Raw genomic sequence first — 13,834 nt, 5'->3', positions numbered from 1 at the left:
CGTGCCAGAAAAGCCGATGCCTTTTGAATTCAGTCGCCTTTGGGCGGTGAGAAAACGTGCAGGCCATGCCGAATTTCGCCCGCAGCGGGCAACAATAGTGCGACGCGTTGGCCGCTCGGCCCTTGTTTGGTGCATCCAGTAATACCCGGCCGGAGCGTCTCGAGTGCCGGGTGCGCCAGCCTCTTCCTCCCACGGTAAAAACCGCTGGCTGGCCTGAATATTGCTCGATCAGGCTATCAGCAGTGGCCGCACCCTTTTTTGATAAGCGTCAGGTTTTGCTCATCGCTCGAGCGCGGCGTTAAAGGGTTGAGACGTACAGCGCCCGAGCGGTCGGCGTGGGCGCCTGTCAGGGAGAGAAGCCTTATGGAAACGAAAACCACCTGCCCGTACTGCGGGGTGGGCTGCGGTGTGGTGGCCCAGCATGACAGCAAGCGTTGTGACACGCTCGCGGGCGTGACGGGGGACAAGACGCACCCGGCCAACCAGGGCCGACTCTGCGTCAAGGGCTCGGCGCTGGCGCAAACGCTGGGGCACGAGGGGCGGCTGATGCGCCCTCGAATTGACGGGCATGAGGTCAGCTGGGAGAGGGCGCTTTCCGAGGTGGCTTCTCGGCTGGGTGACATTCGCTCGCAGTATGGCGGCGGTGCCATCGCGGGCTATCTCTCCGGGCAGCTTTTGACCGAGGACTATTTTATTGCCAACAAGTTCTTCAAGGGCTTTGTCGGCACGCCGCACGTGGATACCAATTCAAGGCTGTGCATGGCCTCGGCGGTGGCAGGCTACAAGCGCGCCCTGGGCGCAGACGCGGTGCCCTGCTGCTATGAGGATCTGGAAGAAGCGGAGCTGGTGGTGCTGACCGGCAGCAATCTGGCCTGGAACCATCCAGTGCTCTATCAGCGCCTGCGCACGGCCAAAAGCCGCAATCCCCTGATGAAGATCGTGGTCATCGACCCGCGGGTGACCGATACCTGCGAGCTGGCCGATCTCTTTTTGCAGATCGCCCCGGGCAGCGATATCGCGCTCTTCAACGGTCTGCTGCGCTATATGGCCGGCAAGGGCAGGCTGGATCGTGATTTTATCGAGCAGCACACCGAAGGCTTCGATGAAGCGCTGGCCGCGGCGCAGCAGGAGGTGCCGGACATCGACACCGCCGCCGAGCGGTGCGGCGTCGAAGCCGAGCGGCTGGAAACCTTCTACTACTGGTTTGCCACTCAGCTGCATGTGGTGACGCTTTACTCGCAGGGGGTCAACCAGTCGAGCAGCGGCACCGATCGGGTCAATTCGATCATCAACGCGCATCTGGCCGGCGGCAGTATCGGCCTGCCGGGAGCCGGGCCCTTTTCGATTACCGGTCAGCCCAACGCCATGGGTGGGCGCGAGGTCGGCGGCCTGGCCAACCAGCTGGCGGCGCACATGGATTACCACACCCCCGGCGCGCTGGATCGGGTCACGCGCTTCTGGACCACGCCCAACCTCGTGCCCACGCTGCCTGACGGACCCGGCCACAAGGCGCTGGCGCTGATCGAGTCGATCGAGCGCGGCGAGATTCAGGCGCTGTGGATCATGGCCACCAATCCGCTGGTCAGCCTGCCGGATGCCAACCGGGTGCGCGCGGCCATTCAAAAGTGCCCGCTGGTGATTGTCTCTGAATGCGTGGCACGCAATGACACTCTGGAACATGCCGATATTATCCTGCCGGCCAGCGGCTGGGCGGAGAAGGACGGCACCGTGACCAACTCCGAACGGTGTATCTCGCGCCAGCGCGGGATATTGCCGCCCCCGGGCGAGGCGCGCCACGACTGGTGGATCATCTGTGAAGTGGCTCGTCACATGGGCTTTGGCGAGGCCTTCGACTATTGCAGCGTGCACGAGATATTTGACGAGCATGCCAGGCTTTCAGGCTTTGAAAACGATCCGCAGGCCACCCCGGAGAGCGGCTATCGCCTGTTTGATATCTCCGGGCTGGCGGGGATGGATCGCGCTCGCTATGACGCGCTCGCGCCGATTCAGTGGCCGGTCAATGCCGGCGCGCCGCAGGGCACGGCGCGACTTTTTGAGAACGCGCGCTTCATGACGCCCAATGCCCGGGCAAGACTGATCGCGGTGTCTTCCAGCGCCACAATTCAACAGCCGACAAGGGAGACGCCACTGTTACTGAACACCGGGCGCATTCGCGATCAGTGGCACACCATGACCCGCACTGCCAGGGCGCCGCGGCTCATGCATCACCGCAGCGAGCCCTTTATCGAGGTGCACCCGGACGCGGCGCGCGACGCCGGCGTGACGGACGGGCAGCTCGCCCGGCTTCACAATGCGCTGGGCGAGTATTTTGGTCGGGTGCGCGTCACCACCGCCCAGCCGCGGGAATCGCTTTTCGTGCCCATTCACTGGAACGATCAGTTCGCCCATCAGGCGCGGGCTTCCGCGTTGATCAAAGCCGTCTGTGATCCGGTCTCCGGTCAGCCCGAGTCCAAGCAGGGGCGCGTGGCGCTGTCACCGGTCGCTGCGCAGTGGGAGGCCTGTCTGCTGTTGGGACATGATGCGCGGGCGCCGCTGGAGGAGAGCGACTGGTGGGCACGTATCCCGCTGACGCACTGCCAGCGCTTCCAGATGATGGGCGAGAAGACGCCTGACTGGATGACGTGGTGTGAACGCGCGCTGGGCCAGGTACCGACGCTGTGGAGCGAAGACAACGGGCGCGGGCACTTTCGCGCGGCCTGCCTTCACAAGGGCAGGGTTGTCTGGTGGCTGGCGGTGGCGCCGGTGGACACGCTCAATGCGATGCTGGGTGATGTTGGCTGGCTGGAAGATTGTTTTGCTCTCGAGGCACTCGAGGGCCCACAGCGACGCCGGCTGCTGGCCGGAAGAGCGGCAAGTGGCGAGGATGCCGGTGCAACGGTGTGCAGCTGCCACCAGGTCGGGGAGAAAACCATCAGGCGTGCCATTGCCGGTGGCTGCAATACCGTCGAGGCGCTGGGGGAGCTGCTGGCCTGCGGCACTCAGTGCGGCTCCTGTATTCCGGAGCTGCGCGCGCTTTTAAAAGCGCAGCATGGCGATGAAAAGGCCCAACAAGGCGCCACACATGAAACCGCCTGAGCGGTTCAGGCTGGGCGATGACGCGCCACCGGTATCAAGACCGCGCACGTCACATCTTCAAGGCGTCAGCGATAACCCGCCGCCTGCAGCTCGAACAGCTCGGCGTAGCGACCGCGGGCGGCGATCAGCTCATCGTGACTGCCGCGCTCGATAATGCGTCCGCGATCCATGACCACGATCACATCGGCACTTCTTACGGTCGAAAAGCGATGTGAAATCAGAATCGAGCTGCGATCACGACTGTGTTCGCGAAAGCGGTTGAACACCGCGGCCTCGGCGGCGGCGTCCATCGCAGCGGTCGGTTCATCCAGCACCAGAATATCGGCGCCTTCACGCATCCAGGCTCTTGAGAGCGCAATTTTTTGCCACTGACCGCCGGAGAGCTCCTGGCCATTTTTGAACCAGCGCCCGAGCTGGGTGTGATAGCCCGAGGGCAGACGCTGGATAAAGTCATCGGCCAGCCCGCGCTGTGCGGCCGCCTGCCAGCGGGTTTCATCAGCGAAGGCGTGGGTGTCGCCCACACCCAGATTTTCGCCCACGGAAAACTGATAGCGCACGAAGTCCTGAAAGATGACACCGACTCGCCGACGCAGCGTCTGGCCGTCCCAGTCGCGCAGGTCGCTGCCATCGAGCAGGATGCGCCCGCCGCTGGGGTGATAAAGGCGGGTCAGCAGCTTGATCAACGTGGTCTTGCCGGAGCCGTTTTCACCCACCAGGGCCAGGCTCTGACCGGGCATCAGGTGTAGTGAAATGTCGTCGAGCACCTGTTCGCCACCCGGGTAGGCAAAGCTGACCTGCTCAAAGCGCAGGCCATCGCCGGGCATTATCCCCTCGGTAATCGTGCCCGCTTCCCGCTCGGTAGGCTGTTCAAGAAACTCGTAGAGATTGGAGAGATAAAGGTTGTCCTCGAACATGCCGCTGACGGCAGAGAGACTGGCCGACAGCGCCCCCTGACTTTGCTTGAACACCAGCAGATACATGGTCATCTGGCCCAGCGTCAGGGCGCCGATAATGGTTTCAAGCACCACCCAGCCGTAGGCGGCGTAGAAAGTAAGCGTGCCCAGAAGCCCCAGCAGAAAACCCCACAGCGTGCGCCTGAGCGTCAGGCGGCGCTCTTCGCTGTAGAGGTTGTCAAATATGGCGCGGTAGCGGGAGAGAAAAAGCTGCTCCAGACCGTAGAGCTTGACCTCCTTGATGCTGTCCTCGCGTGCCAGCAGGGTCTCCAGGTAGCGCTGCTCGCGCATCTGCGGTGAGCGCCAGCGAAACAGGCGAAAGGCATCGCCCGAGAATTTGGCCTCTGAAATAAACACGGGCAAAGCACCGGCCACGATAATCAACAGCGCCCAGGGTGAAAACTGCACCAGCAGCACGCTAAAGCTCGCAAGCGAGATGGCGTTTTGCAGCAGCGAAAAGGTTCGGGTAACCAGCGACAGCGGTCGCGTTGATGCCTCGCGCCGTGCTCGGGTGAGCTGGTCGTAGATTTCGGAGTCCTCGAACTGGGACAGCGACAGCTCACCAGCCTTGTCGAGCAGCATGACGTTGACCTTCTGCCCCAGCTGCGCGCGCAGAAGCGACTGCTGCGCGTCCAGCACCCGCTGGGCCAGTGCCATCAGGCCGATCAGGACGCCTTCGATCACCACCAGAGACAGCACCGGGGACAGTACGGTCGATAGATCCGTGGCCTGATCCGGGTAAGTGCCCATCGCCGTGACCACACCATCCACGATCAGCTGGCCGACCCAGGCGACCACGGCCGGCAGTATACCCGCGACCAGGGTAGCCAGCGCCAGGCCCAGCATCATCACGCGCGAGGTCTGCCACACCAGAGCAAGTGCCCGACGGGTATAGCGAAAGACATTGAAAAAATCGCCCGGCACGGCGGCCAGGCGATGTTTGAAGCGGGCAGACGGCATGGTCAATTCGGCATTACAGGGGCTGACGTGCACGCTTTCTAAGAGTAGCGCCCTGACGAGGGGCGCGCCGTGCCCGGATGCTGCTCTGCCAGAGCTGCGTCAGCGCAGGCGTTAGAGGATTGATCGAGGCCCGGCGGGCCCGACCCTGGCGAGGCCGGGGATTGTCGCGCTGGCCTTCGCGGATACACAGGCCCAGACTGGCAATAACCGCTGCACCGGCCACCAGAAGGCTGGCCGCACTGCTGATGATGATCAGCGCCCCGGCGGCAACGCCTAGAGCAATCAGCATCACGGACAGGCAGATGTCTCGTGAAAACCCTCGCCACAGCCCGTAACCGCCCAGGGCGATGGCAAGAAATGCTATCCATAGCAGACTGATCATGACGTCTATAAACTCCCCGCAGTCCCTTGTACAAACTGTATATCCGTAATGTTAGACCAGACTGACACAAAAGCATGCACTGGCTGACAACTTTTAATGAAATGACCTTCATACCTGTCATCAAGGCCACTCAACTGTGGTGTGCCGCCTTTTCGATCCATGCACTCTGCGGTGAAAAGAGCCTGGCGCACACGTGTTATTCTTTATCTGCCTGATGGCATGGAACAGGACCGCTTCGGCAAGCCTGGTGTGGCTGACACGAAAGCATCCGACAACAACGCAGGAGCAAGGCAATTGGGCCTCAGACATCGCAATCGCTGGATTATCGGGGCGGGCGCCGCCGCTGTCCTCGGGTTCTCGACCTGGCTGCTGTGCACCTGGGGGGTAACCGCCTATGCGACCCGAGCGCTTGAGGATGCCACCGGCAGACCGGTGGCGCTCGAGCGCCTCGCCTTCAATCCCCTGACGGCCACGCTGTCGCTGCGTGGGCTTGCACTGGGTGACCCGAACGAGCGGGTCGTGACCATCGACCGTGGCAGTGTCTCCCTGCGCTGGTCATCGCTGTGGCAGACCGGTGTCCATGTGGGTGACGTTGCACTGGAAAATGCGCATCTGCGCATGATCACCGATGACTCGGGCGAGCTCAATCTGGAGCAGCTCGGCAGCGACGAGGGTCAGGAAAGCGACGATGGCGGCATGACGCTTGTGATCGACCGCATCAGGGTGTCCGGAGGGCAGCTTGAATGGATCGATCGGCGCCTTTCGTCGCAGGGCGAGCTATCGCTGCAGGACATGACGGTGTCTCTTTTTGATTACGACAGCCGGCAATCCGATAAGCCCATGCATGGCAGTGCCAGTGCCCGGCTTGGGGAAGGCCGGCTCGAAGCCAGGGGCGATTTCAGCCCTGAGCCGCTGACCGGCGACATACAGATCACGGGTGATCAACTGGCACTGACCCTGCTCAACCCCTGGCTTGCTGACAGGCAGCATCTACAGGTCAAGCAGGGCAGTCTGCAGGGACAGGGGCGTCTTGCCTTTGGTCGTGCGGCCAGCAATGGCGTGCTGTGGCAGGGCGACCTTGATATCAGTAACCTGAGCGTTCTTGACCAGCAGGGGCTGCATGTTTTCGGTGTGAGAGAGGCAGCCTTCAAGGGAATGGATGTTCAGGGCGCCGAGCATATGCGCGCCGAGAGCATTCGCCTTGACGCGCCTGATGTGCTGGTGCTGCTGGATGATCAGGGCCATCTCAATCTGACCCCGCAGCCGACCGGCAACAATGAGGGGGATGCTACCCCGGAGGCGGAGGAAACACCGGCCGAGGAGAGCAGCGCGTCGCAATCGAACGTGGCGCTTGGCAGTCTGAACGTCGACAACGGCACCTTCCGTTTCGAGGACCATCAGATGTCGCCGGCGGTACAGCTTGATATTCGCTCGTTCAAGGGCCATATGGAGGCTTTCGATACGCGCTCATCAAACCCGGCACGATTTGGCTTTGATGGTTTTGAAAGCGATGACACGCCGGTGGCCATCGAGGGGCATTTCAGCGCGGGTGATTCGCTTGAAGGCGAGATGGATCTAACCAGCAAGCGGCTGCCGCTCGAGCGTTTTGCCCCCTATATACAGCGCTTTGGCGGCTATCGTATCCGCAGCGGCACTGCCGATCTGGATCTGCACTACCAGCTTGATGGTGGTCAGGTGACGGCACAAAACCATGTGATTCTCAGACAGCTGGCGCTTGATGAAGAAGCGGTAGACAACGACGCTTCCCTGCCGCTGAGACGGCTGGTCGGTTTGCTGCAAAGCGATGATGGCGTCATCAACCTGGATATTCCCATTCAGGCCACGGTTGATGGCGGCGAAGTGGATATCAGCAGTGTGGTCATGCAGGTGCTGGGCGAGGTGCTCAAGAACCTCGCCACATCGCCGATTGATACGCTCGATGCCATGATCAACGGCGACGATAACGACGCCGCAGGAGAGCGTTCCGAGGGCTATACCGAGGGGCCCCTGTCACAGGTGAAGACCGACGCCCGGGATGACTGAGCGTCGGACAAGGATATGAAGGCGGCATGAAAACGGATAACGCGCAGTGGCCCCGACCGGGGCGTGGCGTACGGCCCTGTGCAGCAGGGCTTTTACTGGCAGTCATGATCAGCGGCTGCGCCAGCTATGAAGGCATCGAGCCCCGGGGCGAGATGGTGTCGCTCAATCAGCTGTCGGCCCTTCAGACCGTCGGGGAGGTCACCATTTCCTCGGCCAACTGGCCCGGTCGCCAGTGGTGGAACGCGCTGGGCGACCCGCACCTGGAGGCCCTGATTCGAGAAGCCCTGGCCGACTCGCCGGATATGGACGTGGCTCAGGCACGCCTGCGTTCGGCCAACGCAGCGGTCGGTCAGGCGGGTGCCGAACGTCTGCCAACGGTGGACGGCTCTGCCAGCCTTTCTCGCTCGCGGGTGTCGGAAGTCGATGACCCCCAGGGGCTGGGCAATATCTACAGTACCACCCGGGGACTGTCATCGAATTTCAGCTACGACGTGGACCTCTGGGGCGGGCGTCGCGCGACGTGGTCGGCAGCGCTCGGTGAAGCCCGGGCCACCGAGATCGATCTGCATGAGGCAGCGCTGACCCTGTCGGTCAACGTGGCCCGAGCCTATGTGCAGCTGGCCGGCAATTATGCGCAGCTCGATATCGCCCGCCAGGAGCTTGAGCGGGCCCTGACCATCGACAACACCAACCAGCAGCTTCAGCAGGCCGGGCTGAGCGATCAGTCGGCACGGCTGCAGTCGCGCTCCAGCGTTTCAAGCGCCCGACAGGCGCTGGAATCGGCAGAGCAGGCCGTTCGAAGCGATCGGATCTCGCTGGGCGTGCTGCTGGGCAAGGGGCCTGATCGCGGCCTTGATATCGAGCGTCCTCAGCCGCTGTCTCCGGCGCTTTTGTCGCTGCCCTCGGTGGTGCCGGCCGAGCTGATCGGCCGGCGTCCGGACGTGGTCGCAGCACGCTGGCGGGTAGAGGCCCAGACCCAGCAGATCAAGGCAGACAAGGCGCAGTTCTATCCCAATCTCAATTTGAGTGCGATGGCCGGTTTCAGCTCGCGGCTGGGCAGCTATTTCTTCGCGGAGCCGGCCAAAAGCTGGAGCGTCTCACCGGCATTGTCACTGCCGATCTTTGAGGGCGGACGCCTTCGCGCCAATCTGGACAGCACCGAGGCGGACTACGATCTGGCCGTCGCGCAGTACAACCAGACCGTCATTTCAGCGCTGGGTACGGTGGCCGATACCATCACCTCCGTTCAGTCGCTGAATCGCCAGCGTCAGTCGCTTGAGCAGGCGCGCGACAATGCACAGCAGGCCTTTGATCTGGCGCTTGAGCGCTTTCAGGCCGGCATCACCAATTACCTGCAGGTGTTGAGCACGCAACAGCAGCTGCTGGATGCCCAGCAGTCGCTGGTGAGCCTGAACAGTCAGCTGGTGGATACCTCGATTCAGCTTGTGCAGGCTCTGGGCGGCGGTTTCGATGAGGGGCTCAACGTGCCACACGCCGCCGGAGGGTATCCGCAGGCGCCCAACCCGCAAACGGCGGGTCCGCAAACGACAGGTCCAGAAACAAAAGGCTCATAAAGGACGGGTCTACCAACGACAGCCCGGTTTTCAAATCGTCTCCGGCTTTTAAAACCGCGCATAAAAAAACGCCCCATAAAGGGGCGTTTTTCATGATGGGCCTGGAAAAGCGGGCCTGATGATCAGATTTCGTCGTCCTGACCGCTGTTGTCGTCGTGATGAACCTGAGCGACGGCGCGCGTGTTGTCGGCACTTTCAAGCTTGGCAAGAAGCTCTTTCGATTCGGTCTTGAAACTTGCCAGCTCCTGGCCGGACAGGGCGCGTCCGCCCGGCAGCTTGACGCGCATGGCGTTGACCTGAGAGCCGTTGGCGATGATCTCGTAGTGCAGGTGCGCACCGGTACTGCGGCCGGTATTACCCGATTTGGCGATCTCTTCCCCCATTTTGACACGCTGACCGGGTTTGACTTCGGGTTTGGACAGGTGCAGATAACGGGTCTGATAGCCATTGTCATGCGTGATCACGATGTACTTGCCGGCCAGTGGATGGCTCACCACCTTGGTGACCCGACCATCAGCCGGGGCGCGTACCGAGGAGCCGACCGGCATGGCAAAGTCGGTGCCCTTGTGGGGTGAGACGCGCCCGGTGACCGGATGGCGACGCTTGAGATTGAACGGCGAGCTGATGCGGTACTCACCCTTGAAGGGATAGCGATTGAAGGCCGGGTCGAGGCCCTGACCGTCCGGGGTATAGTAGTCGCCATCGTGGCGTACGACGGTAAGGTTGTTGTTGCCCTCATAATGCGCGGCCAGAATACGCGAGTCGTAGGGCTTGCCGTCGATCACGTCTGATTCGACCAGCACCTGAAACCTGTCGCCATCACGCGCCGAGCGATTGAAGTTGAGCTTTTTGCCCAGCACCGAAATCAGCTCGGCCACCTCACCGCTGGAAAGGCCGGTAGCGCGCGCTGAAGAACCGAAGCTGCCGTTGACCGTGCCGGCAAACAGGCGCTGTGTGGCTTCTCCAGTACGTTCAATGTCGTTGACGCTAAAGCGGTCATCGGTGTTTTCGCGCTCGAAGAGATAGCCGCTGCGCGTGTTTTGCATGACGCGAAGCGCCAGCAGATGCCCGTTCTTGTCGACCTTGTAATCCAGCTCGTTGCCGACACGCAGGTTGGTCAGCGCCTTTTTGTCGGGCGCGTCGTCCATCAGCTTGAGAACTTCGCTATAGCCCAGCCCCAGGCTGTGCTCGGCAAGCTCTGCAAAGGTATCGCCCTTTTGAACCTTGTAGGTCTGCCACTCGGGGGTATAGGGCTCGCGGGTCTCGATCTGGCTGCTCAGGGAAAACTGACCGCTGAGGCTGCCATCGACCGAGCCGTTGTAGTCTTCGGTATCGTCATCGTTGAAGTTGTCAACGTAGGACGTATGCCCGCGCAGGCCATTGCCCATGCCCGTGACATGATCGGCACGGGCGATGGCCTGTTCGTCGCTGTCGATCGCCAGGTCGTCTCTCAGCGCTGTGCCGGCATTCATGGCCGCAAGGTTGGACGCCACTGCCAGCGCCTGCCTGACATCAGGCGACGAAGTGTTGTCGATCTGCTCGGTAGAGGAGGCGGCCAGTGCCAGCGCGCCGGCAATCTCGAGATGCGTCGGCTGGCCAAAGGCGCGGGCCTGCTCCTGAGTGGCCGCGAACGCACTGCTTACGGGCTGTGCGAGCTGCTGGAGATCTGCCACCGTGGCATCGGTAGCAGCCGAGGTGTTCGTATTCTGATAGAGCTGATGCGCACCCAACACGCCAACCATGGCGGTAACCGGTAACAATAAAAGCCTGTGCGTGCGGGGTAGCGAACTGAAAATTCGCAACATGATTATGAGCGCCGTATACAGATAGATAAAAGGGATAAAGGCCGGATTACCTTACCTCAAGGTCAGGGATATGCCTAGTCCGATTATCAATAATTGCTCACCTTTATTATAGATTAAAGAGGTCTGAGTCCGGCGGCGATCGGTGACGAATTGTTGTGAAATTATTGTACAGGTATAAGCCTTCGCGTCGAAGAGTATGACAGCCGTGTCAGATCGGCCTTTTTCTGTCGCCGCCGCGTGGCTGTCGCGTTGGCGAGCAGGTGCAGCTCTTGTGCGGGACGTCACGGCACCGGTCATTTTTTAATCATTTGCACTGTATGCATGAACAGTTTCCATCGTAATGGCAATATATCGGTACTGTTTTATTTTGATGTTTGATATCAGAAAAAGGCAGGCTTATTTAGATGGAATGGGTAGAAAAGCAGGCGTCAATTTTATTTAATTGAGGTCAAAAATGAGACGTAATTTAAAAATTACAAGCATCGATTAAATGCGCAATGTAGCCTTTTGTTATTTGAATGTGCCGTTAATCGCGACACTTTCATGCCAGAGTTAAATATCGTTTACGTTGGCTGATTGGCCTGTACTGTGCCGATCGGGGCATTTAATGGCATGATTGGAAAGAAATTTTCAGTGCAGAATTGCGCACGTTGAAAGACAAAAAAGCTTTGATGCCTTCATTGGTTCACAGGATGTAACATGTCTCGAGTCACGCTGGTTCAATGGCAAATGCTGGCGGCGGTGGTAGATCATGGCGGCTTTGCACGTGCTGCAGAAGCAATCCATAAAAGCCCTTCCAGCATCCATCATGCGGTTCACAAACTTGAAGCCCAGCTGGGCGTACAACTGCTGGACATCAGCGGGCGACAGCTGCGCCTGACCGAATCGGGAGAGATGCTGCTGCGCCGAGCGCGCCAGCTGCTGGAAAGCGCCGATAATATCGAAGCCGTGGCCGACAGCCTCTCGGGCGGCCTTGAGGCAGAAATTGCCATCGCGATCGACCAGATCCTGGCGCCCGAGACCCTGTGTTTCGCCCTTGACCGCTTTTCTACCCGATTTCCGCACACGCGGATTCAGCTTCATGAGGCGGTGCTCAACGGCGGTGTGGAGATGCTGCTGGATGATCGCGTGGATCTTTTGATCTGTGGTCTGCCGGTACCGGGATATCTTGGGGAGCTGCTCGGGGCCATCCGCTTTATTGCCGTGGCGCACCCTGACCACCCCCTTCATCAACTGGGCAGATCGCTGGATCTACGCGATCTGCGCCAGCATCGCCAGATCGTGACCCGGGACTCTGCCCTACGTGAACAAAACGACAGCGGCTGGCTCAAGGCCGAGCAGCGCTGGACGGTGTCGCACGTGGCGACCTGTCTGGATGTTCTGGCCCGCGGGCTGGGTTTTGCCTGGGTGTCGCAGGCCCGCGTCCAGCCCCTGCTGGACAGCGGACAGCTCAGGGCGCTGCCATTGCAGGCCGGCGGTATTCGCGAAGTGCCACTTTCCTTGTACATCAATGATGTCGAAGGCGCAGGCCCTGCCGTGCAGGCCATGGCAGAGGCGCTGCGCATGGCGTTTCGTGGCTGATATCGAAAGGATCGTGCCTGTGCCATGACCGGTTTGTGTGTCAACCGCATGTCAAGCGACTATTCTCACGACCCAGACATGCATATTCCGGGATAGCGCCGGACAAGGAGAGCGCCATGGGGTTACTGGTCGATGGACAGTGGGTAGACCGCTGGTATGACACCAAAGGCAATAACGGCGAATTTGTTCGCGAGTCGGCACAGCTGCGTGATTGGGTAACGCCCAGCGGTGAGCCCGGCCCTGATGGGCAGCCCGGTGTCACTGCAAGCAGCAATCGCTTTCATCTTTATGTTTCGCTGGCCTGTCCCTGGGCGCATCGTGCGCTGATCATGCGCCGGCTCAAGGGGCTGTCCGAGCTGGTGGGGGTATCTGTCACAAGCCCCTACATGCTGGATGAAGGATGGACGTACGAACTGGAAGAAGGTTCAAGCGGCGATCCGATCAACGGTGCGCGTCGCCATTATCAGCTCTATACCCTGACGGATGAGCATTATACGGGACGAGTAACCGTGCCGGTTTTATGGGACAAGAAAAAATCGCGCATCGTTAACAACGAGTCCGCCGACCTGATGCGCATTTTCAATACGGCGTTTGACGAGCTGACCGGCAACCGGCTGGATCTGTACCCGGCAGCGCTGCGTGACGAGATCGATCGCATCAACGATGAAGTGTACGACCGGGTCAATAACGGGGTGTACAAGGCCGGATTTGCTACCGAACAAAAGGTGTATGAAAAGCATGTCACGGCGTTGTTTGAAACGCTGGACCGGCTGGAAGCCCTGCTCAGCGAGCGGCGCTACCTGGCCGGCGAGTATCTGACCGAGGCCGATATCCGCCTTTTCACCACACTCATCCGCTTTGACAGCGTCTATTACGGTCATTTCAAGTGCAATCTCAAAAGGATCGAGGACTACCCGGCGCTTTCAAACTACCTGCGCGAGCTCTATCAATGGCCGGAGGTGGCCGAGACCGTCAACATGACGCACATTCAGCGTCACTACTACGCCAGCCACTCGAGCATCAACCCCAACGGCATCGTGCCTCTGGGCCCGATGCTGGATCTTGACCGGGCCCATGATCGCGAGCGTCTACCGGGCAGGGGGATTCAGCAGCACGGATGATCTGACACCTGCGCCCGTCAGGGATCTGCCTTTTGATGGCCTCTGACGGGCGTGCCTTCGACTTTCGGCGTGCATAAGCAGCCGTATCGTGATAGATTATGTCTACCTCGCTTGTGAAGACCCTGCCATCTCTGCTGATTCGCCCCCATTGAGACTGCCGTTGCGTAGGGGACGATTCTCCAAGGCGCCAAAGCGCCCACGCATCGATGGAGCATCGGGCACCATACGACGGCAGTGACTGCCACGACCTGTCGGTCGCCGCGTATGACGTGTTGCCCAGATGCAATAACGGTCGCCACATGCCACGGATATCGTTGTC

The 13,834-nt window shown here is 60.5% G+C and carries 8 protein-coding genes; 5 read left to right on the top strand and 3 right to left on the bottom strand.

The window, feature by feature from the left end:
- Positions 1 to 363 precede the first annotated feature (363 nt).
- The gene (locus ACXMYO_RS07745; RefSeq protein WP_457808320.1) at positions 364 to 3,096 is read left to right on the top strand and encodes a nitrate reductase; all 2,733 of its coding nucleotides are present in this window, start codon (positions 364 to 366) and stop codon (positions 3,094 to 3,096) included.
- 65 nt (positions 3,097 to 3,161) lie between these two features.
- Here ACXMYO_RS07745 and ACXMYO_RS07740 read toward each other — a convergent pair whose 3' ends face one another.
- Together ACXMYO_RS07740 and ACXMYO_RS07735 are read right to left on the bottom strand one after the other, a co-directional pair.
- Positions 3,162 to 5,009 (bottom strand): ABC transporter ATP-binding protein, encoded by a 1,848-nt coding sequence (locus tag ACXMYO_RS07740; protein WP_457808319.1) that lies wholly within the window; start codon positions 5,007 to 5,009, stop codon positions 3,162 to 3,164.
- Positions 5,010 to 5,022: 13 nt separating this feature from the next.
- Complete coding sequence (locus ACXMYO_RS07735) at positions 5,023 to 5,391, bottom strand: hypothetical protein (protein WP_438768044.1); 369 nt, start codon at positions 5,389 to 5,391, stop codon at positions 5,023 to 5,025.
- 294 nt (positions 5,392 to 5,685) lie between these two features.
- Here ACXMYO_RS07735 and ACXMYO_RS07730 point away from each other — a divergent pair, with 294 nt between their 5' ends.
- Together ACXMYO_RS07730 and ACXMYO_RS07725 are read left to right on the top strand one after the other, a co-directional pair.
- Complete coding sequence (locus ACXMYO_RS07730) at positions 5,686 to 7,434, top strand: DUF748 domain-containing protein (RefSeq protein WP_438768043.1); 1,749 nt, start codon at positions 5,686 to 5,688, stop codon at positions 7,432 to 7,434.
- Between the two features lie 26 nt (positions 7,435 to 7,460).
- A complete protein-coding gene (locus ACXMYO_RS07725; protein WP_457808318.1) occupies positions 7,461 to 9,008 on the top strand; it encodes an efflux transporter outer membrane subunit in 1,548 nt (515 codons plus the stop codon).
- Positions 9,009 to 9,130: 122 nt separating this feature from the next.
- On the opposite strand, the gene ACXMYO_RS07720 is transcribed toward ACXMYO_RS07725, so the two are convergent.
- Positions 9,131 to 10,813, bottom strand: a complete 1,683-nt coding sequence (locus tag ACXMYO_RS07720) for a peptidoglycan DD-metalloendopeptidase family protein (protein WP_457808317.1) — start codon at positions 10,811 to 10,813, stop codon at positions 9,131 to 9,133.
- A 699-nt stretch (positions 10,814 to 11,512) separates the two neighbouring features.
- Between ACXMYO_RS07720 and ACXMYO_RS07715 the strand changes: the two genes are divergently transcribed.
- Both ACXMYO_RS07715 and ACXMYO_RS07710 read left to right on the top strand, forming a co-directional pair.
- Positions 11,513 to 12,394 carry a LysR family transcriptional regulator gene (locus ACXMYO_RS07715; RefSeq protein WP_457808316.1) on the top strand — a complete coding sequence of 294 codons (882 nt, stop codon included), beginning with the start codon at positions 11,513 to 11,515 and terminating at the stop codon, positions 12,392 to 12,394.
- A gap of 116 nt (positions 12,395 to 12,510) precedes the next feature.
- Positions 12,511 to 13,515 carry a glutathione S-transferase family protein gene (locus tag ACXMYO_RS07710; protein WP_457808315.1) on the top strand — a complete coding sequence of 335 codons (1,005 nt, stop codon included), beginning with the start codon at positions 12,511 to 12,513 and terminating at the stop codon, positions 13,513 to 13,515.
- The last annotated feature ends 319 nt before the right edge of the window (positions 13,516 to 13,834 follow it).

It is taken from the genome of Kushneria sp. EE4, assembly GCF_977968315.1.
Note: the sequence above shows the minus strand (reverse complement) of the source record. Positions and strands in the feature narration are given on the sequence as shown.